The organism is Shewanella indica (assembly GCF_033842865.1).
Taxonomy (GTDB): Bacteria; Pseudomonadota; Gammaproteobacteria; order Enterobacterales; family Shewanellaceae; genus Shewanella; species Shewanella indica.
The window spans coordinates 3,867,022-3,888,051 of the sequence record NZ_JAWXXR010000001.1; the positions used below are offsets into that span (position 1 = coordinate 3,867,022).

The window sequence follows — 21,030 nt, forward strand, 5'->3', positions numbered from 1 at the left end:
GGTTATGCTTTTTCTGATTCCGTCTTTTTCTTGCTGCTCTTGGCGGGAGCCGGCGCTTTTACCGGGGCGCCCTTGAGCAGATTCGCCAATGTATCTTTATGAGAAGCTAAATAAAAAGCAAGTTTTTCCGTTGTATTATCATCCAATTCCAATTCACTACCTTGGATAAAGGGGATTAAGTTATCCGCGATGTCGAGCATCTTATCGTAGGCGTCAGCCTCCTTCTTAGATGTAAATGTCATCTTCTCAACCCCTTCTCTGACCACAACGTACTGAGTTATAACGGCCATGACCTTCCTCACACTGTTTAAATATACAGTAAATAGATTGACATAAAATGCGCTATAGATGCAAGAGACGCGCTCTTTCTGATAGTATTTGCGAGTTTGTTTTGTCGACTCACTCCAATGGACCACAAGCAGCGCTGTTAGCGTGTTGACGATTAAGCTTGGGTCACCATGGCCAGAACAGGACATATCCAGCATTTGAAAGCGTATAATCCAAGCGACAACAAACCGGACTGCAGCATAGTGCTCTGCCGCGCCTGTGATCTGGCGGTGAGCAAACGTGCCCTGCCCTCCGGCGTCAGAGCGCTTTGTCCAAGATGCCATACGGCGCTTTATGATGCCCCCTACTGCTCCATCAATGGCATGCTGGCGCTATGTATCAGCGCCCTGCTGTTTTATCTGCCCGCCATGCTGCTACCCGTGCTGGAAATGCACTTTCTCGGCAGTGTCAGAACCACGACCGCATACCAGGGCGCCTTGGCGGTGATGGACCAAGGTTATTGGATAGTGGGGATTGCTGTGTTGGTGGCGGCCGTCATCGCCCCCGGAGTACTCAACCTATCGATTTTTATCCAAGTGCTGATCATCAAGGCAGGTCTGGTGCAGCATCACTTCTGGCGAGGGGTTCTCACCTGGCTGCTCAAGAAGCAAGGCCTGCTGTCGCAAATGACCATGCTGGAAATTTATGTGATCAGTTTCCTGGTTTCCGCCTTTCAGTTGTCCGACTTCTCTGATGTTTACTTTGGCATGGGAACCTTTTGTTTTACCATGCTGTTCTTGGTGACTCTCTTCCTGCAGCGCGAATATAACCTGGAGCATATGTGGAGTTTTCTCGATGAAAGCTAAAAAGCAGCTCCAGGGCAAAGACATGGGCATGTGCACCTGCCCCGCCTGTAAAAAACTCAATCAGATAGAGGATGAGTATTGCAGCCGCTGCCAAAACCCGCTCAGGCTAAGGGATGAAACCAGTCTGCAAAAAAGCTGGGCTTTGTTGATCACTGCGGCCATCTTGTTGATCCCGGCCAACATCTATCCCATTACCATGCTCACCAAACAGGGCAAGGTCACCTACGACACCATTTTTTCCGGCATCACCCATCTGGTACAGTCGGATATGTTACCCATTGCCATCATAGTCTTTACCGCCAGTATTCTGGTGCCCTGGCTGAAGATTATCGGCCTGGCTTTCTATCTGACGGCGATCAGTTTCAACCTGCCTATCCCCAAACGGCCAATGATGGCCGGGTTTCATATCATAGAATGGATTGGACGCTGGTCTATGCTGGATCTGTTTGTCATATCCATTACCGTTGCCCTGGTTAATATGGGGCAATTGCTGGACGCCAAACCGGCGCCGGCGGCAACCGCGTTTGCCTTGGTCATCCTCTTTACCCAACTTGCGGCCAAGGTGTTGGATACACGTTTACTTTGGGATCAACTGGACACTGAAGATGACGCAAATCGAAAAGCCTAAAATAGTCAAAAAGAAGCTTTTTTCCCCCATCTGGCTGTTACCTATAGTGGCGTTGGCTTTAGGCGCTTGGCTGGGGCTGAAGAGCATCAAGGAGTCCGGCATTGAAGTGCGGATCCACTTCCCCAGTGCCAGCGGTATGGATGTGGGCAAGACACTGGTGCGCTATCAGGGCCTGACCGTCGGCAAGGTGGTGGATATCTCCATCGATGAAGAGCTGCAGGGCGTTAACGTCGATGTCTTGATGGACTACCGCGCCGAGCCTTTCCTCAAGGATGAAACCAAGTTCTGGCTGGTGACACCCAAGGCATCCATCACAGGTGTCGAGGGTTTGGATGCCTTGTTCTCGGGGAACTATATAGGTATTCAACCCGGGGATGGCGATTCGCGTTACCGCTACGAGGCCGAGCGCTCTGCCCCGCCGGTGCTGCCCAGTAATGATGGTTTAGTGATTGAACTGAGCGCCGAGCGCCTTGGCTCACTGGATGTGGGCTCTCCGGTATTCTATCGCCAGGTACCGGTCGGCAGTGTGGTCAGCTATCGACTCGACAACAGCGACAAATTGCTGCTAAGCGCCTTTATTCAGGAGCAATATGCCTATCTGGTCAAGAAAGATTCCCGCTTTTGGAATGTCTCCGGCATAGAGATCAACGCCTCGCTTTCCGGCGTTAAGGTCAGCGCAGAGAGCCTGGCGGCGATACTCGCCGGCGGCATCAACTTTGATTCCCCCGAAAGCTCAAAGAACGCAGTAAACGGCGATAGTTTCACCCTATATGACAATGAAACAGAAGCCAGTGGCGGCGCCAGCTTTATTCTGTCGGCAAAAAACGCCGATGGCCTCAACAAGGGCAGCCCCATTCTCTACCGCGGTTTGCCCATAGGGGAAATCGAAGAGATAGTGCTGGCCGATGACGGCGTGGCGCTGCATGCCCGCCTGGACGCCCCCTACTCGAGTCTTTTGACCGGCACGGCGCAGTTTTGGCGTGAAGGCGCTGAGCTGTCACTGTCCGGCATAAAACACCCGGGCCGATTGCTGAGCGGCGATGCCATCGCCTTTCTCCCGGGTACGGGCGAGGCCCAAACCCGTTACGCCTTGGCCGAGCAGGCGCCGGATCTCAGCAAGGCCAAGGCGCTAAAGATAACGCTTAGAGCCGATGAAAACCCCGGCATCAGCCCAGATGCCGAGCTGAGGTACAAGAAGATCGCCATAGGCAAGGTCACTTCGGTTGCCCTGAGTCAGGACTTTAACTCGGTAGAGTACCAGGCCGAGGTGTTGCCCGAATTTGCCCCGTTGCTGACTCAAGGCAGTGACTTCATCGCCGAAGCCGCGCTGGACTTCAACGCCTCACTGGACGGCGTCAGCCTCAAGAGCGGCGATTTTACGACTCTCACCAAGGGCAGTGTCAGCTTAAGACGCGGCCAAAGCCGCAAGGGCGCCGATCTTTCCAAGCCGTTGCCGCTGTTTGCCTCGAGTGCCGAGGCCGGCCACTATTACCAAGGCATGGAGCAGCTAAAATGGCAGCTCTACAGCGATGATGGCGCCGACTTGAGCCCGGGCGCACCTGTCTACTACAAGAAGATGCAGATAGGACAGGTGAAACAGGTCAGCTGGCAGAGCCAGGATGACAGATTTGCCATTGCGCTCGCCATAGACCATACCTTTGCGCCCCTGCTCAAACCCAATGCCGTGTTTTGGCGCAACCAGGCGGTGTCAATCGATGCCGGACTTTCGGGAGTCAAGCTGGATGTCGCGCCGCTGGCCGGTGCCATCAAGGGCAGTATCAGTTTGGGCTTTTTGGAGCAAGGCGAGCCCAACAATAAGCAGCTTTATGCCTCCGAGTCACTGGCGCGCAATCAGGCCGTTGCCATTGGGCTGAGTTTCCCGGCCAGTGCCACTATCAAACCAGGTGCCGCTATCCGCTATCAGGGGCATCAGATTGGTGAAGTCACCCGGGTAACCTTGAGTGACGATCTCAACAGCCAGCAACTCAGTGCCTTTCTCTATGGCCGCTATGCCGAGCCGTTTCTCAAAAGCGACAGTCGCTACAGCTTGGTCAACGCCGAAATATCCCTTAAGGGCATAAAGGCACCGGAAACCCTGCTGACCGGCGCCTATATCAGTGCCCTGCCGGGCCAAGCCGCCGAAGTAAGCCAACAGTTCAATGGCCAAGTACACACGGCGGTTGCCCCAGAGGCCGATGCGCTGCAACTGGTGCTGAGCAAGCCCAGCCTGGGCTCGGTCAACGTAGGCACAGGGATCTTCTTTCGCGGCATTCAAATTGGCGATGTAACCAGTTACCGGCTGGCGCCCAAGGGCGATGAAGTCTGGATCCAGACCCAGATTGCTGCGCCTTATCGGCATCTTATCAACCAGAGCAGCAGGTTCTACGACTTGTCCGGTATTCGGGTCGATTTGGGGCTGTTTTCCGGAGCCCAAATCGAAACCGGCTCATTGGAAACCATACTCGCCGGCGGCATAGGAGTGGTCACTGAGCTCGACAATCAAAGCAGCAAACCGCTTGAAAACCAGAGTCTGATGCCACTTCATGACAAACCCGAGCGCGACTGGCTCAACTGGCGCCCAAGACTCAGCCAGCCATAAAACCCAAACGGGGCTCGTCTGAGCCCCGTTTTTTTAAGTCTGTAATCCTACCTATGTTTCACCTCAGCCATAAAACCAATAGCACACGGCGATAGCAGTGCAGATACCCGCCAGATCGGCAAACAAGCCACAAGCCAGTGCGTGGCGGCCATTGCGGATACCGACGGCACCAAAATACACTGCCAGCACGTAAAAAGTGGTTTCAGTACTACCCTGGAAAATGGCTGCCAGCCTACCGGCAAAAGAATCGACGCCGTAATGGGCCATGGTTTCCAGCATCATGGCTCTGGCGCCTGAGCCGCTCAAAGGCTTCATCAGGGCGGTTGGCAAGGCATCGATAAAGCGGCCATCCATCCCCATATGGCTCACCAAAGCGGCAATAACCCCGAGTAGATAATCCAGCGCGCCGGAGGCGCGCAGTAAGGCTATCGCCAGCAGCATGGCCAGCAGATAAGGAATGAGCCGCACCGACTGTTCAAACCCCGACTTGGCGCCTTCGATAAATTCATCGTAAACCGCCACCCGCCTAAGCAGCGCCACCAACACAAAGGCAAAGATGATCCCCAGCAGCAAACCGTTCCCCAGCATGGCGGAGACTTCGCCGATCCGCTCGGCTCCCAGGGTCAACAGGTACATCACTCCGGCGCTGAGACCGCCGAGCAGTATTGCGCCATAACTCAGCACCACCCAATCCAGCAAGCGTATCCTTTGCACCAGCGCCACCACACTCAAACCCGCCAGGGTCGAGCCCAGGGTCGAAAGCAAAATAGGCAGGAAAATGTCGGCAGGATCAGCCGCCCCTTGCTGCGCCCGGTACAGAAAAACCGTCACGGGTACCAAAGTCACAGAAGAGGTATTGAGCACCAAAAACAGGATCTGGGCATTGGTGGCGGTCTTCTTGTCGGGGTTCAGGCTTTGCAGATCCGCCATCGCCTTAAGTCCCAATGGTGTGGCGGCATTGTCCAACCCCAGCATATTGGCGGTCAGGTTCATGGTGACGCTGCCATAGGCGGGATGGCCTCTTGGCACTTCCGGCATCAACTTGCTGAGCAGCGGCTCAAATACCCAGGCGATGGCTGCAATCACTCCGGCTTTTTCCCCGAGACGCATCAGCCCCATCCACAGGGTCAACACCCCAATCAATCCCAGGGCTATTTCCGCGGCCAATTTGGCGCTGTCAAACATCGCCGTGACAGACTCATTGAGAACGGTCGCATCGCCGCTCATCAAACGCAGCAAAATCGCTCCGAGCGCGATAATAAAGAACAGACTCCAAACCCGGTTCAACACCTAAAACACCCCACAGTCGCCGCGCCCGAGTGTGCTATACTGCCGCCATCCCGGGGTCACCCTTTTTGTTTATGGTTCAATTAAATCAGAATTTTATCAACAGTATCGCCAAGGATCTGCCAGAACATCTCAAGCTCGAGGATTTTATTCACTTTTGCAGCTTACCATTGAGAGCCGCCTTGCGGGTCAACACCCTCAAAATCAGCGTCGATGAATTCCTCTCGAGAATGCAAGCCAAAGGCTGGCAGTTTGAAACCATTCCCTGGTGCCCAGAAGGCTTTTGGTACCAGGCGGGTGATAGCCAACCCGGAAACTGTATCGAACATCAGCAAGGGCTGTTTTACATTCAGGAGGCGAGCTCCATGCTGCCACCCGCGGCGCTGCTTGAACCGGGAATGGAGCGGGTGCTGGATATGGCCTCGGCGCCGGGATCCAAGACCACACAAATGGCGGCCATGATGGCCAATGGAGGCGTGCTGATCGCCAACGAATACTCCTCCAGCCGCGTCAAAGTGCTTCATGCCAATCTGCAGAGAATGGGGGTCAGCAATACGGCACTGACCCACTTCGATGCCAGGGTGTTCGGCCAATACCAGTATGAATCCATGGATGCCGTGTTGCTCGATGCCCCCTGTAGCGGTGAAGGCACGGTACGTAAGGATCCGGATGCCCTCAAACACTGGGATCCACAGGAGATAGCCGACATTGCCGCCACCCAGAAGGACCTGATAGATTCCGCCTTTCTGGCACTTAAGCCAGGCGGGGTAATGGTGTACTCCACCTGTACCCTCAACAGCCAGGAAAACCAGGCCGTACTGCAACACCTCAAGCAAAAATATGGCGCTGCCGTGGTCTTTGAGTCACTTGATTCACTGTTTACCGGGGCAGAAAAAGCCTGCACTGCCGAGGGATTCTTGCATATTTGGCCGCAAATCTATGACAGCGAAGGTTTCTTTGTTGCCAAGGTGCGTAAACTGAGTTCAGTGGCGCGCGAAAGTGATGAACCCAAACAGCAAAAGCAGTTTCCTTTCACTCCCGCCAGTACCAAACAGCAACAGGCCATCGCCGCCGAGCTGCAGCGGTTGCTTGGCAAAACGCTTCCCGAAGGCAGCCTCTGGATAAGGGATCAGGAGTACTGGCTGTTTCCCAGCGACTTTGAGCCCTTTATCGGCAAGATGCGTTATCAACGTATCGGCCTTAAACTTGCCGATGACAGTAAGCATGGGTTGAAACTGCGCCATGAAGCCTTAATGGCCTTGGGAGTAACCGCCGACAAGGGTTATGAAGTTACAGAGCCTGAGGCTCAGGCTTATCTGATGGGACGGGATATCGCGCTGGATGGCAGTGAAAAGGCCCGTGGTGAGCTGGTATTGACCTGGGGCGGGCAAGTGCTTGGGCTGGGTAAACATCTGGGCAACCGGCTGAAAAACAATCTACCGCGGGAACTGGTCAAAGACAAAATTTGTCTGTCCTGAACCCAAACACTAAGCTGCTATAGTTAGTATTCCATTAAAAAGAGTGGATTACCCAGTCAATCTGTTTCAGCGCTCGCATTTTGGTTATACCTTATAACAATTAGTGCTAACAAATCCACTGTCTAAATGCATCTTTCAGCGGTTATCGGCTAATATTTATTCAGAGATAGCCAACCCTGTCGGATCTCAACATTAGCGCACGGCTCAACCATGAGCCATTCCCCTAGGCCCAAAACAATTGGAATAGTTTTGGGCCTTTTTTTGCCCACTTTCCAGCTGAATAACAGCTCATAACTTTTATTTACTGCCACTAAGGTTACAACAAACCAGGTAAACACCTTATCACCCGGGCATTTAATATCCTGCTCTGCGGTTAGGGCAGGCACCTCTTCTTCTTGGAGTGACAACATTGAAAGAGATACAATGCATTGTCTAAAGGCTGTTTCTTTTGATGTTAACCGTTTTAAGGAGTGCCAATGTGGCGTCAGCAACAATTGACCTTAAGCCCCAAGCAACGTGGTTTTCATTTAATAAGCGAGGATATTGCCAAGGCTCTTGATGATATGCCTTACGTCAGTTGCGGCCTGTTGCACCTGCAACTGCTGCATACCTCTGCCTCGCTGACGCTCAACGAAAACGCCGATCCCACGGTGCGGCAGGATTTTGAGGCTTGGTTCAATCACGCCGTGGCCGAAAATACCTCTTACTTTCGCCACACCTATGAGGGCGCCGATGATATGCCGGCCCATATTAAATCCAGCCTGCTGGGTACCAGTCTGCTGCTGCCTGTCAGCGCCGGAGAACTGGCACTGGGTACTTGGCAAGGGATCTATCTTGGCGAGCACAGAGACAATGGCGGTCGGCGCCGCCTGCTGTTGACCCTGCAGGGGGAATAAAGCGGCAAGACTAGGCAAACCGGTAAGTGTGAGCGGCGCGGTTTTTGTTGAGATGCTTTTGTTGAGATGCTTTTTGAGGCGGATGTAAAACCGCCTGTTTAAGTCAATATGACTCAAACAGGCTTGATTGTTACTCGGCTATCCGCTCAATTCTTGCCAGATAGAAGCCATCGAAACCGGTTTTGGCCGGGCTGATGGTTTCCTCATCGAGTAAGCGGAAATGGCTTTGCTGCTTCAGAAAACGCGCTACCTGCTGCTCGTTTTCCTGCGGCATAATCGAGCAAGTGGCATAAACCAGGATCCCGCCCACCTTCACCATGCGGCTGTAACTGCCGAGAATATGCTCCTGCAGCTCCATCAGCACCGGCAAGCGCTCAGGGGTATCACGCCATTTGGTGTCCGGGTTGCGTTTCAGCACCCCAAGTCCTGAGCAAGGCACATCTAAAAGTACCCTGTCGGCGCTGAGTTTCAAACGTTTGATGGTCTTGCTTGATGCAATAAGCCGGGTTTCCACATTGTGGGCGCCGGCGCGGCGGGCCCGCTGCTTAAGGTTATCCAGCTTCCACTGCTCGACATCCATCGCCAGTAATCGTCCCTTGCCCTGCATTTTTGCGGCCAGGTGCAGCGTCTTGCCGCCGGCACCGGCGCAGGCATCAATGACCCGCATCCCGGGTTCGACCCCAAGGGCTTCGGCAACATGTTGCGAGCCGGCATCCTGCTGCTCAAACCAGCCCGACTTAAAGCATTCGGTGCGAAACAGCGCTGAATCGGAAATCACTTCAAGAGCACTGGCAACCTCGGGGACTTCACAAGTCTCCACCCCTTCCTTGGCAAGACGAGCCTTGAGTTCTTCCCGGCTGCACTTAAGTAAATTGGTGCGCAGATAACGTTTGGGGGCCTGAGTCAAGGCGTGGCGCTCCGCCGGCCAGTTGTCCCCCAGTTGTTCACTCCCTAGCGCTTCGAGCCATTGCGGGCAACCATCGAGCAGCGCAGGCTGTGCTTGGGCCGCCGCCATCCGCTGCTCAAGCAGTTCACTGTCCATCTGCAGCGCGTAGCGCATTTTCGGCAGCTCAAGGCCATTGGCCATATGCCAGGCGTTGATGAGCCGGGTGCCTTCACGCTCAATTTGCTCCGCTGCAACATCAGCCAAAAAACTGTAATAACTTAAACGGCGCAAAATATCCCCGGTGACCAGAGCAATTCTGGCTTGCTCCCAAGGCTTGAGCCGCTCAGGTGCAAACTGCTTTGAGTAGGCGCGGTCCAGCGGCGCACCTTGAGTCAGTACCTGATTGAGAATCGCAATGACCAGCTCACTGGCATGTTCGCTAAGCGGGGAGTTAAGCATATTTGGGCCTCGGGATGGAAAACCGCTGGATCATAGGAGTTCGCCCCCGGCTCTGCAAGGGGCTTGAGCGGCTTTGGCCGGATTAATCCCGTTTTAAGACACTATTTACCCGATTTGAGCTTTGGCATGCTTTGGCTCAGGGGCGATATGTCATCCCAAAAGAAACCCGGCAATCGCCGGGTTGGTTGAGTTAGCTCAAGTAACCTTGAATGCCGTCTTGTTAACGAGCCACGTACTCGCGGGCAATCTCAGCCGCCAGCTTGGCATTGTTGTATACCAGCTCTATGTTGGCAGTCAGGCTGTGACCTTCGGTAATTTCGGCAACTTTGGCCAACAGGAACGGCGTTGAAGCCTTGCCGCCTATGCCTTTCTCATCCATTTCAGTCACTGCGCGGGCGATGGCACCATCGATCAGTGCTTTATCCAACGCATGCTCATGGGGAATTGGGTTGGCAATCACCATACCGCCCTTAAGCCCCATGTCCCACTTGGCTTTCATGGCAGCAGCGACCTCTACCGGCTGCTCCAAGCGATAGTCGACGCCGAAGTCACTCTCGCGAGTGTAGAAAGCCGGCAGTTTATCGGTTTGGAAACCAACGACAGGCACGCCTTGCGTTTCCAGATATTCACGGGTCAGGCCCAGATCCAGAATAGACTTGGCACCGGCACAAACCACGGCCACATCTGTGTTGGCCAGCTCCTGCAAATCGGCAGAGATATCGAAAGTTTGCTGAGCGCCGCGGTGTACACCACCGATACCACCGGTAGCAAACACCTTAATACCGGCCATTGCGGCCAGGATCATGGTAGAAGCAACCGTGGTGGCACCGTCTGCACCTTTGGCGACAATAAAGGGAATGTCGCGGCGACTGGTTTTAATAACGGCTTCACCGGCCTTGCCCAGGTAATTGATCTCTTCCTGGCTCATGCCCACTTTAAGGCGGCCCTTGAGAATGGCGATAGTTGCAGGCACAGCGCCATTATCACGGATGATCTGCTCCACCTTGAGCGCTGTCTCAACGTTCTGCGGATACGGCATACCATGAGAAATAATGGTCGACTCCAGTGCGACCACCGGCTTGCCTTGTTCCAGGGCTGCTTGAACTTCAGGATGAATATCCAGATACTGCTTCAGCATAACGACTCCTTGATAATACGGTTTACAGAGATTTCAGACATATTGGGGTTGATAGTCGCGATATGAGACAGCGCCAAACGGGCCGCTGCCATCGCAAATTCTGTGGTTTCCAGCAATGGCCACTGCTTGAGCCAACCGTGAGCCAATCCGGCCAGGAAGGCATCTCCGGCGCCATTGGCATTGACCATTTCCACCTGCTTGGTGGGCACCATCTGCGACTCGCCGCCATCACTGACAAATACCCCTTCACTGCCCATACTGAGGAAGATCCGCTTGACGCCCTGTTCATGGAACCAGTTAGCGATGGCGCTTAAGTCTTCTTTGCTGCGCATTTCGATGCCGGAGAGGTGTTCGGCTTCCTTGAGGTTGGGTTTGAGGGTGTGGATGGCGTTGAGATAAGGCTTGATTTTCATCGCCTTGACACAGGAAACCGTGTCAATAAATACCGGAACTTGAGGAAAGTTGCTCAAAAGATAGGATAAGGCGGCTTCAGAAAGGTTGGTATCCAACACCAGAAGTTCGGCGCGGCGCAGCATATCTTCAAGCCCCTTGAGCACTTCAGGGCCCAATCTTTCAAGAATGGCCATGTCATTGATGGCTACATGCATATCGGCGTCGCCATCCAATACCGAAAGATAGGTGGAGGTCACCGCGTCTTCAAACTGCAAGCTGTTGCCCATATCGACGCCGGCCTGACGACACTGGGCGGTAATCATCTCACCATAAGCGTCTTTGCCTATCGCCGTCACCAATCGAGTATCTGAACCCAGGCGCGCCAGGTTTTCGGCAATGTTGCGCCCAACACCGCCGGGTGAGCAACTGACGCTGCCAGGATTGGAATCCCCTACCCTTAGCTTGGAAGTCGGCCGACCAAGAATATCCATATTGGCACCGCCTATCACGACAGCATAGGGGTTCTCCACCAGGATATAACCCTTACCACGGATCACACCTTTATGAGTCAGGTTCATGATATGACCTGCGACTGCCGAGCGGGTTATGCCCAATTGATCAGCTAGTTTTTGTTGTGGGATCAATGGGTCAGCTTTAATCAGGGCCAGAATTTCGAGTTCACGTTCTGTCATTGGCGCGCTCCTGCACAAACATTTGTTTCCGTGACAAACTTTTGTTTGCACAGTAAACACTATATGAAGTGTAGGCAAGTAAAATTTAACCCTGAATGATAACTTCGTGATCCACCCAACAAATCCCAACAAGTAGGAAACAAGGTTTAACAGCTATATATCAGTGGGTTGGGTTATAAATTACACCTAAGATTAACAGGTGCTTTGGGGGGCAAAGTTAACCGCAACAAATTAGAGGCTGAGCTATGCTGTTGATTAAAGAAACTCAACAAAATGGGAGACTTCGGCGAGTAAAATAAATTGCCGGACAGCCTCTTCCGCCAAAGAGTTGGTAGTTCCATTGCTGCAGAACTCAACTCGCTTTCATTCAGATACCTTGACAGCCATTTGGAGACAACCAAAGCCGGTGACCCTTTTTCGCATCAAAGTAACAGAGCTCTGATGAGACATAGAAAAATGGCGGGTTTTCTCAATAGGTTATACTATACCTTTCCATATCAGGGTTTATTCAGTCACGAAAATGATGAACATATATACACCTTTTACAGATCGCGTCGGCTACACGTCAGTCGTCTGATTACACGCCCATAGTCTTGTTATAACCCTCAGACACTAAACGATATAATTTAACTGGGGGCAAGTTTCCGGGAAGGCTAAGCTCCCATCAGGAATTATATTAAGCAACTGATTTAAAGGCTTATTACTGAGGATATATGCAAGGGAACCAGGCGAAGCAACAATCCAACCCATTACCTTGGCTTCCCGGCTGGTTGAAACGCCTGCCGGTTAAATTTGCCCTCAGCCAGTTAATTATCAGCGCTCTTATCGTTATCAGTACTGTACTTGTACTGCTCAGCATCCAACGTAACCAGTTGCTTAGCCAACAAAGAGCATTGAATCAAAGTTATGGTCAAGTCGTTACCGCAAGACTGCAGGAAGTCACCTCCCAAATAGAAAGCCTGGTCAGTACCATGGCGAACCTCGGAGCTCTGTATCGTGGCAACGAATTTGAACTTCAGGCCAGTATCAAATCTGTGTTGGAATTAGATACCCAAAAGGAAATGATTACCGGCGGCGGTATTTGGCCCGAACCAAGAGCTTTTGAACCGGGAAAAATTCTTGACAGCCTCTTCTGGTATCGAGACGGTTATGGCGAATTGCAGCAACTCAACAGTTATAATGAACAACCCCAACAAGGTTACCATAACGAAGATTGGTATAAACCGACACGCTTTTTCCCGGCAGACAGAACCTTCTGGTCAAGTGCCTATCGTGATCCTTACACTGCAGAAGCCATGGTCACAGCGTCTGTTCCTATTTGGCAAGATCATGAATTTATTGGTGCCGCCACTGTAGACATTAGCCTGGGAGGCCTGAACCGTTTCTTTAGAGGCGCCCTGAAAGATCTTAGTGGTTATGTGTTTGCCCTTGATTATCGCAACCACTTACTCGCATCCCCCTGGGAAGATGAGTTTCAAGACAATACTCGAGAAAAGCCGCTGAGTTTAGATGATTTTCAACGTTTGGAACGCCTTTTCCCAGAATTCCAATTCGTTGGTGAAGCGCTTCGCAGTGCGGATCAAGTACTTATCCAACAGGCAAACCAACACAAAGCCTTTAGCAATCAACAATTGGCATCCTTGTTGGGGGACCGTGATGAAACAGACGCTGCGTTACTCAATACTATAATCAATAACTCTGCCAGAGAATGGCCAGCAAATGCCAAACTTTTGTTAACTCAAGAGCTTAATCAAGACCCCTTGCTCAAGGAACCTGCACTGGTTTCGGTATTTTTGATGCCAAAGACCTATTGGAAAATAGTAATAGTTACGCCACTGTCCTCGCTCAAGAAAGATGCAACCTTAATAGCCGGTAAAGTGGGTATCTATCTTGTTGCAATTCAACTGCTGGCGCTGTTACTGCTGTTTCTGGTTCAACACAGGTTATTTATTAAACCTATTAGCCGTATGGCCGAGGCGCTCAGAGAAAACAACCCTGCCCGTTTGGAGTTGGATGCCAGAGATAGAGAAGATGAACTGGGGATATTAGCCGGCAGCTTTATCTCCCGTACCCGGCAGTTGGAAACAACTATGGCTAGCCTGGACGCCAGTAACCTGGCGCTGGAGCAACAGCTGGAAGTACAGTATAAGGCCCAACAAGTCCTAAAAATACGTACCGAGCAGCTGAATGCCTTAATGAATCACTCGCAAAATATAATATATATCAAAGACTTGACTGGTAAATACACACTAGTTAATGATAAATACTGCGAAATAACCGCCCATGAACGCAATCAATTTATCGGCGCCAATGATACTCAGGTATTTCCGCTTGGCTTGGCGCAAATATACCAGGCCAATGATAAAAGAGTGATAAACAATCACAGTCCGTTCTGCTCTGAAGAACCCATAGCAACCCCTCTGGGAGATGTGACATTTCAAGTAACCCGCTTCCCAATTCGGGATGAATTTGCCGAGATCTGCGGCATAGGCGCCATAGCATTTGACCTTTCCAGTCACAAACGACAAGAGCGACAACTGGAACAGGCCCTGGAATTGCAGGTTGATCTCAATAAGCGTAACAAACGTACCATCCAACAACAGCAGCAACAGCTTGAGCAGTTGGAAACCATGTTGCAACAAGCACAAAGCAAGTCCCAGTTACTCAGCCTCAGCACAACATTGATGCAGGAACAGGAGTTACAACTCCCCAATTTATTTGGTCAGCTCATCTGTGAGCTATCTAGCGCTTTTGATCACTTGGGATCCCGACTGTTCGAGCCTGACATAGGCGAAATACAACAAGAGTCCAAAGAGCTTATCTTGGCTGAGTCCGCCAGATTACGCCATCTTTTGGCCTTGGTTAACCATCCTCAAACAGAAATCAAAGCGCTCTACTTCGACGAGTTTGTCTTCCATATGCAGGCTCTGTTGGCATCTGCATTTACTGAAGCCGATGTTGAAATAAGAATAATTATTGAAGAAAAGCTCCTACCTGGCGCCAAACCATGGCAATTATTATTGCTCTTCTACCCTTTGTTGAGACAAATATTACATGATACTCCCCAAGGTTCATGCATCACGCTCAACGCCACCAAAATAGATGAACATCATTTCGAGACTAGGCTAACCAACAGAAGGGAAACAAATCCTGAGCATGTAGCGAAAGAACCCAGCGCAACAGATTCCCTTGTCAACTTGCAAGATTACGTTAGATTAAAGTTGCTTGGGGAGATGACCATAAGCGTCGATGATGACAAATACAGCCATATAAGGCTGGTTATTCCTTTAGAATCAATGAGCTAAAACATAAGCTGTATATTGAGAAGTTGATATTAACTCAAAGTATTTAACCAAGCACCCTGAGTTAACAAAGGTCACTTATCATATCAGACAAGTAACATAGCAAGTGTTTACAGGAACCCAAACTTAGGGAAAAGGATAGGCCATTTGCTGCTTGCACTGCTTGCATCCAGCCCTGCAAGCAGTGCATACATGGGGCTTATTCGCACTTTCTTTAAATATTTATTGGTTATCCTGAGCCATTTCCAACGGCATAGCATCACGTAATTTTTGCCACATGATGCCGCTATCAATACCATAAGATCGCATCAAGGCCGGTACTTGAGTATAATTTTTGTCCTTGGCCAGGGTTTCAAGTTTTTGATAGAAAGCCAATGCCAAGGCCCGAGCCTCGGAGCTACTGAAATAGTAGCGTCCGACTCTGGCATACAACCCTTTGAACCCGTTTAGGATAAGCACATACAGAGGGTTCCCCGATGAAAACGCTAGGGTGTGATGCAACTGGTAGTCAAACTCGGCATAAGCCTCTGCTTCATCTTCCAGATCATGGATTTTAGACAGTGCCTCGACCGCAGTATCCGGGTTATGCCGTAGCGCTCCACGAAAATAGATGGCACTGACATTGGTTCTGGCGGACAAGAGCTGATCAACCAGTACAGGAAAACCTTCCGGGTTGAGATCGGCAATCGTCTCCAAAATGTTAAGTCCTGAGGTTTCCCAGAAATTATTCACTCGGGTGGGTTTGCCATGCTGAATAGTCAACCAACCGTCGCGGGCCAAACGCTGTAACACTTCTCTTAAAGTCGTACGGGTAACGCCAATAAGCTCTGATAATTCCCGTTCCGCAGGAAGTATGGAGCCGGGGGGAAACTTATTTTCCCAGATTGAACGCACTATATATTTCTCTGCAAAACTTGCAGGTCCTTTGGCATTGATTATCATCAGCCCGGTTTTCCGATTGTTAGCATTATTCTGGCCACAGATCATACCAGAGCGACGAAAAATGAAAACCATCAGATCACAAATGGGAAATCCAGCCCTGTAGAGTTCTCAATAATTGCTATAAAAGTGACCAAGTTCAAATCAGCAGTCACTGAATTTTGCGCTCGAGATCCGCTTTTTGAAATCCCTGTATACCCTAATCATTACATTGAGTTTATCTTTAGGCTAGACTGAACTACGCAAATTTTACCGTTCGTCAAACAATGACGTTACAACCACTTATAACAGATTAGAGAGGAAGACATGCCTGCTACACCGATTCAGGCTTTTATGAGTAACTTCTTGGGTAACTCACCCAAGTGGTACAAGCTTGCAATACTGATTTTTCTTGTCATCAACCCGATACTCTTCAGTATCAATCCCTTTGTTGCGGGCTGGTTTTTGGTCGTGCAGTTTATCTTCACTCTGGCCATGGCACTTAAGTGCTATCCTCTGCAACCAGGCGGTTTATTGGCGATTGAGGCCGTATTCATCGGAATGACCAGCCCCAGCCAAGTGTTACACGAGATTGAGGCCAACCTCGAAGTATTACTATTGTTGGTATTTATGGTGGCCGGTATCTACTTCATGAAGCAGTTACTGCTTTATGTATTTACCAAGATGATCACCAAGGTACGTTCCAAAATAGTTGTATCCTTGATGTTCTGTGTCGCCTCTGCCTTCCTGTCGGCGTTCCTCGATGCCTTGACGGTTATCGCAGTGATCATTGCCGTGGCAATAGGCTTCTACTCCATTTACCATAAAGTGGCGTCCGGTAAAGACTTCAGCGCCGATCATGACCACACCTCGGATGGTAGTGAACAACTCAATGCCCAAGAATTGGAGGCCTTTCGTGGTTTCCTGCGTAACCTCTTGATGCATGCCGGGGTTGGTACTGCCCTCGGTGGCGTGTGCACCATGGTGGGTGAGCCACAAAACCTGATCATAGCCGCTCAGGCCAATTGGCAATTCTCCGAATTCGCCCTGCGGATGTCGCCTGTGACTGTGCCAGTATTCTTTGCCGGTATCATTACCTGTATGCTGGTAGAAAAATTCCGCATCTGTGGTTATGGCGCCCAACTGCCTGAGGCTGTGCACAAAATTCTGGTGGAATTTGCGGCCCACGAAGATGCCCACAGAACCAGTAAAGATAAGATGAAGCTGGTTATCCAAGCTCTGGTTGGTATTTGGCTGATTGTCGGTCTGGCGTTCCACCTGGCATCAGTTGGTCTCATCGGTCTGTCAGTGATAATTCTGACCACGGCGTTCAACGGTATTACCGATGAACACGCCCTGGGTAAAGCCTTTGAAGAAGCCCTGCCATTTACCGCACTGTTGGCGGTATTCTTTGCCATTGTAGGTGTGATTATCGATCAAGGCCTGTTTGCCCCTGTCATCCAATGGGCTCTCGGCTTTGAAGGCAATATGCAGTTGGTTATCTTCTATGTGGCCAACGGCTTGTTGTCCATGGTCAGCGATAACGTGTTTGTGGGTACTGTCTATATCAACGAGGTGAAAGCCGCGCTGATTGATGGCCAGATCACCCGCGATCAGTTTGACCTGCTTGCCGTTGCCATCAACACTGGGACCAACCTGCCCTCTGTAGCGACTCCTAACGGTCAGGCGGCCTTCCTGTTCCTGCTGACCTCAGCTCTGGCTCCGCTCATCCGTCTCTCATATGGCCGTATGGTTTGGATGGCCCTGCCATACACTATCGTACTGTCCATTGTTGGTGTACTGACCATTGAGTTAGGCTTCCTGGAGCAGATGACCCAATACTTCTACGACTCAGGTATGATCCTGCACCACAGCGCTCAAGAAGTGCTGGGTAAAGGTGCTGCTGTAGGTCATTAGTCGATTATTGACTGAACCTTTGGGTTTCAGTAGAGTCCAAAAAACGCCCCTTGGTGGGCGTTTTTTTATGGGGTTGGCACCCATCTTAGGAATTATCCCACCTCACCCCGGACTGATGGTCATCAATGGAGAATAGATTTGACTGCAATGATACGTTTCGCCCACTCCCGCATAGCTTGGGGAGTTCTGGCGCTCAGCGCCCTGTCTCTGGAGCTTGCTGCACTGTACTTTCAGCACGTAATGCAACTCGAGCCTTGCGTTATGTGTATCTACCAGCGCCTGGCGGTGTTGGGTTTACTGCTGGCCGGCATCATAGGTTTTCTGGCGCCGGGAATACGTACCGTACGACTGCTTGCCGCCTTGCTATGGGGGTTTAGCGCCAGTTGGGGACTGAGGTTAGCCATTGAACTCAATGATATGCAGCAAAACCCTTCACCCTTTTCCACTTGCTCATTTCTGCCGGACTTCCCTTCCTGGATGCCACTGCATGAATGGCTCCCTTCGGTATTTATGCCAACAGGCATGTGCACCGATATTCCCTGGAGCTTTATCGGCATCACTATGTCGCAGTGGATGATTGTTGCTTTTGCCACCTACCTGTTGGCACTACTGCTCTACGCTATGCCAATTCTGAGCAAAAGACGCAACTGATTGCTTCCACAATCAAGCTTTCAGGTTTTCTAAATATAAAAAAGCCAAACATGATTTGTTTGGCTTTTTTATATAAATAGTATTAATCCAAATCTTTCAGCGGCCAAAGCACAATATGATCTTCCAGATCCCTGACTTTAGTTTCACTCAATGTCTTATCTTTCACCGACATCCCCACTTCATGCATAGCATTCTTGGAACCGGTCAAAAGCGGATGCCAGGCGGGTAATGGTCGTCCCTGATACAAACGCCGGTAAGCACAACTATCCGGTAGCCAGTCCAGCTCCCCGATATTATTCGCCGTCACCGCAGTACATTGGGGAACAAATTCAAAGCGCTTTTCATAATGAATACAGCTGCAATCTTTATCAGACAATAACTTACAAGCCGCATTGGTATAGTAGAGTTCATCGGTTTCATCATCAATGAGCTTGTTGAGACAGCATTTGCCACAGCCATCACAGAGAGACTCCCATTCATCGGGAGTCATTTCGGCCAGGGTCTTGGTTAACCAGAAGGACATAAACTTGTTGATTCGTTCTTGAAAACTTGCGTAACCGCTATTTTACACTATTTTGAGGATGGATACTTGATCCGTTCGGAAAGATAGGCCGCTGCCAAAGCGAAATAATCTGAATCCTGCCAGCTTCGCAAGGCGCGATAATTCTGATACACGAGATAGTGACGACCACGTTTGCCATCAGGCATGATCAGTGACACCTGCATATCAGTTCGGCCTGGTAGATCACCACCATCGTAACGACGAACGCCCAACTTCTGCCAGTGACTGAAACTCGCCTGATAACCTACACCCAATTGGTCATTCTTTATCGACTCGGGTGCTTTAACCTGACGTCCCCAGGTTTGCGTGTCATCCCAGCCTGCTTGCCGCAAATAGTTAGCCACAGATGCCAAACCATCAGCAAAACTATTCCAGATATCGACCTTGCCGTCGCCATCGCCGTCGCTGCCATATTGAAGGTAGGTACTTGGCATCAGCCCCAAAGGCCCCATTGCGCCGGTACTCGAGCCCTTAAGCTCGTTAAAGTCGACCGATTGTGACGCGAGAATTTTCAGTGCCGAGATGAACTCTTTGCGATAAGCCTCTTGCCCCTCATAGGCCAGTGACGCTGTCACAGACAGCACAGGATAACTACCCTGCTGATTGCCAAAATCCGACTCGAGTCCCCAAAGGGCCAGAATAAACCTGGGTTGCACCCGGTATTGTTTTCCCAGCCCAAGCAACAGCGGCCGATACTCTTCAGCCAATACCCGTCCCTTGACCACCATCTCTTCATTGATAATCCGAGGGATATAATGTTCCAAATCCTGTGGAGGCTTTGGAATGGCCTTGTCATCATTTGAGGCCTTTTTAAACAGCTTTATTTGACTGAAGGCCTTATTCAAGGTGAATTGATCTATCCCTTTCGCTGCCGCGTCCTGTTTTAATATATCAAGATACTGCTCGAAACTGCCCTCGGTGGCCACGCAGACCTTGGTCAGCGACGCGCCCAGCAGCGAAATAAACACCAGGGAAAGTCTATCCATAAAATGCGTTATTCCTTAAGCAGAGTGATCATCCAGGCCCTTGCTAAGTCTCAGCTCCTTCAGCATATCCACCGGAGGCGGCGGTAATTGCAAATAATAGCCCTTTTCCGCCAGTTCTGCTTTTACCTTGTTAATATCAGCGATGCCCAGTTGCCGCCTCTTTTGCAACGGTAACAACATGACCAATTGTGGTGGTCCAAATACCTGCATCAAGGGTGCAGGTACATCATCAAACTGATCTTTCTTGTTGACGAATAAATAGGTGTCGGCTTTTTTCAGGCTTTTATAGACAGCACAGATCATAATTGTATCAATTTCCATGGGTTCAAACTTGCCACTTATCGGGGCACACTATAACATGGACGCCTTGGAATATAACGCTGTCACGCAATCTGACTGCTCATTTTCTGGAGAATGATGCCGGGATGCCAAAACCTAGTCTAGAGCTAAAAGGCTCTTCTTTTACGCTCTCTGTACTTCACATCAACACCCCTGATCTGGACGCCCTTTTCAAAGAGCTCGATGGCAAGCTCGCCCAGGCTCCGCAGTTTTTTATTAATGCTCCATTGGTGCTAAACCTGAGTCAAGTTAATGGCACAGATATAGATCTCCAAGGACTGCGCCAGGGACTGACCGACAGACAGTTGGTGATAGTTGGGGTAACTGCAGCCGATAAGGATCTCAATGAAACCGCCAAAGCCCAGGGGTTAGCCAGTATCAAGGCGGGAAAGCAATCCGAACTGCCACCGCCTCCCCCGAGGGTCACCAAGATCGTCAAACAAAACGTGCGTTCAGGGCAACAAATCTACGCCAAAGACGGTGATTTAATCGTTTTTGGTGCAGTAGGGAATGGCGCTGAAGTCATTGCTGATGGTAGCATTCATGTATACGGGGCACTGCGTGGTAAAGCCATGGCGGGAGCCAACGGCGATAAGCATGCCGTGATCCTGGCCCAGTCCATGGAAGCTGAACTGGTTTCGATTGCGGGACAGTACTGGTTGACTGAAAACCTGCAGCAACACTGTACCGCCAAGAGTGGTTGTATCAGGCTCAGCGGTGAGTCATTAATCGTTGAATCGCTGCCCGGATAAGGCAGATGGAAAGG

18 protein-coding genes are annotated in these 21,030 nt (G+C 50.7%); 9 read left to right on the forward strand and 9 right to left on the reverse strand.

Features of this window, described 5'->3' with window-relative positions; genetic code table 11:
• Nucleotides 1–2: 2 nt before the first annotated feature.
• Nucleotides 3–290 (reverse strand): YebG family protein, encoded by a 288-nt coding sequence (locus SIL79_RS17340; RefSeq protein ID WP_039033243.1) that lies wholly within the window; start codon nt 288–290, stop codon nt 3–5.
• 195 nt (nt 291–485) lie between these two features.
• Between SIL79_RS17340 and SIL79_RS17345 the strand changes: the two genes are divergently transcribed.
• The 3 genes from SIL79_RS17345 to SIL79_RS17355 are packed head-to-tail and all read left to right on the forward strand — an operon-like array spanning nt 486 to nt 4,360.
• Nucleotides 486–1,133, forward strand: coding sequence for a paraquat-inducible protein A (locus SIL79_RS17345; RefSeq protein ID WP_039033313.1), 648 nt, complete (start codon nt 486–488; stop codon nt 1,131–1,133).
• Nucleotides 1,123–1,761, forward strand: coding sequence for a paraquat-inducible protein A (locus tag SIL79_RS17350; RefSeq protein ID WP_071476579.1), 639 nt, complete (start codon nt 1,123–1,125; stop codon nt 1,759–1,761). Before SIL79_RS17345 ends, SIL79_RS17350 begins: the two co-directional genes overlap by 11 nt.
• The gene (locus SIL79_RS17355) at nt 1,739–4,360 is read left to right on the forward strand and encodes a PqiB family protein (RefSeq protein ID WP_162206562.1); all 2,622 of its coding nucleotides are present in this window, start codon (nt 1,739–1,741) and stop codon (nt 4,358–4,360) included. The genes SIL79_RS17350 and SIL79_RS17355 overlap by 23 nt, the downstream gene beginning before the upstream one ends.
• 63 nt (nt 4,361–4,423) lie before the next feature.
• Here the strand turns inward: SIL79_RS17355 and SIL79_RS17360 are convergent, their stop codons facing one another.
• The gene (locus tag SIL79_RS17360; RefSeq protein ID WP_071237467.1) at nt 4,424–5,650 is read right to left on the reverse strand and encodes a nucleoside recognition domain-containing protein; all 1,227 of its coding nucleotides are present in this window, start codon (nt 5,648–5,650) and stop codon (nt 4,424–4,426) included.
• A 71-nt stretch (nt 5,651–5,721) separates the two neighbouring features.
• On the opposite strand from SIL79_RS17360, the gene rsmF reads away from it, so the two are divergent.
• Entirely contained in the window at nt 5,722–7,125 is a 1,404-nt protein-coding gene (rsmF, locus tag SIL79_RS17365; protein WP_071476576.1) for a 16S rRNA (cytosine(1407)-C(5))-methyltransferase RsmF, read from the forward strand.
• 476 nt (nt 7,126–7,601) lie between these two features.
• Nucleotides 7,602–8,021: a secondary thiamine-phosphate synthase enzyme YjbQ gene (locus SIL79_RS17370; RefSeq protein ID WP_162206561.1), complete on the forward strand. Its 420-nt coding sequence runs from the start codon at nt 7,602–7,604 to the stop codon at nt 8,019–8,021.
• Between the two features lie 130 nt (nt 8,022–8,151).
• On the opposite strand, the gene SIL79_RS17375 is transcribed toward SIL79_RS17370, so the two are convergent.
• The 3 genes from SIL79_RS17375 to SIL79_RS17385 form a co-directional block, all read right to left on the reverse strand.
• Complete coding sequence (locus SIL79_RS17375; protein WP_039033249.1) at nt 8,152–9,366, reverse strand: RsmB/NOP family class I SAM-dependent RNA methyltransferase; 1,215 nt, start codon at nt 9,364–9,366, stop codon at nt 8,152–8,154.
• A 220-nt stretch (nt 9,367–9,586) separates the two neighbouring features.
• Entirely contained in the window at nt 9,587–10,504 is a 918-nt protein-coding gene (locus tag SIL79_RS17380) for a pseudouridine-5'-phosphate glycosidase (RefSeq protein WP_039033250.1), read from the reverse strand.
• On the reverse strand, nt 10,498–11,589 hold the full coding sequence (locus SIL79_RS17385) for a PfkB family carbohydrate kinase (protein ID WP_039033251.1): 1,092 nt from the start codon (nt 11,587–11,589) through the stop codon (nt 10,498–10,500). Before SIL79_RS17385 ends, SIL79_RS17380 begins: the two co-directional genes overlap by 7 nt.
• A 713-nt stretch (nt 11,590–12,302) precedes the next feature.
• Between SIL79_RS17385 and SIL79_RS17390 the strand changes: the two genes are divergently transcribed.
• The gene (locus SIL79_RS17390; RefSeq protein ID WP_162206560.1) at nt 12,303–14,894 is read left to right on the forward strand and encodes a PDC sensor domain-containing protein; all 2,592 of its coding nucleotides are present in this window, start codon (nt 12,303–12,305) and stop codon (nt 14,892–14,894) included.
• A gap of 219 nt (nt 14,895–15,113) precedes the next feature.
• Here SIL79_RS17390 and fadR read toward each other — a convergent pair whose 3' ends face one another.
• Nucleotides 15,114–15,833: a fatty acid metabolism transcriptional regulator FadR gene (gene fadR / locus SIL79_RS17395; RefSeq protein WP_039033316.1), complete on the reverse strand. Its 720-nt coding sequence runs from the start codon at nt 15,831–15,833 to the stop codon at nt 15,114–15,116.
• A 303-nt stretch (nt 15,834–16,136) separates the two neighbouring features.
• Between fadR and nhaB the strand changes: the two genes are divergently transcribed.
• Both nhaB and dsbB read left to right on the forward strand, forming a co-directional pair.
• Nucleotides 16,137–17,726 (forward strand): sodium/proton antiporter NhaB, encoded by a 1,590-nt coding sequence (gene nhaB, locus SIL79_RS17400; protein WP_039033252.1) that lies wholly within the window; start codon nt 16,137–16,139, stop codon nt 17,724–17,726.
• Between the two features lie 138 nt (nt 17,727–17,864).
• The gene (dsbB, locus tag SIL79_RS17405; RefSeq protein ID WP_039033253.1) at nt 17,865–18,377 is read left to right on the forward strand and encodes a disulfide bond formation protein DsbB; all 513 of its coding nucleotides are present in this window, start codon (nt 17,865–17,867) and stop codon (nt 18,375–18,377) included.
• Nucleotides 18,378–18,459: 82 nt separating this feature from the next.
• On the opposite strand, the gene SIL79_RS17410 is transcribed toward dsbB, so the two are convergent.
• From SIL79_RS17410 to SIL79_RS17420, 3 genes are read right to left on the reverse strand one after another with little or no spacing between them, the layout of a single operon-like run.
• Nucleotides 18,460–18,900 (reverse strand): YcgN family cysteine cluster protein, encoded by a 441-nt coding sequence (locus SIL79_RS17410; protein WP_039033254.1) that lies wholly within the window; start codon nt 18,898–18,900, stop codon nt 18,460–18,462.
• A gap of 47 nt (nt 18,901–18,947) precedes the next feature.
• Nucleotides 18,948–19,925 (reverse strand): lytic murein transglycosylase, encoded by a 978-nt coding sequence (locus SIL79_RS17415; RefSeq protein ID WP_039033255.1) that lies wholly within the window; start codon nt 19,923–19,925, stop codon nt 18,948–18,950.
• Between the two features lie 15 nt (nt 19,926–19,940).
• Nucleotides 19,941–20,228, reverse strand: a complete 288-nt coding sequence (locus SIL79_RS17420; protein WP_039033317.1) for a YcgL domain-containing protein — start codon at nt 20,226–20,228, stop codon at nt 19,941–19,943.
• Nucleotides 20,229–20,350: 122 nt separating this feature from the next.
• Between SIL79_RS17420 and minC the strand changes: the two genes are divergently transcribed.
• Nucleotides 20,351–21,016, forward strand: coding sequence for a septum site-determining protein MinC (gene minC, locus SIL79_RS17425; RefSeq protein WP_039033256.1), 666 nt, complete (start codon nt 20,351–20,353; stop codon nt 21,014–21,016).
• Nucleotides 21,017–21,030 lie beyond the last annotated feature (14 nt).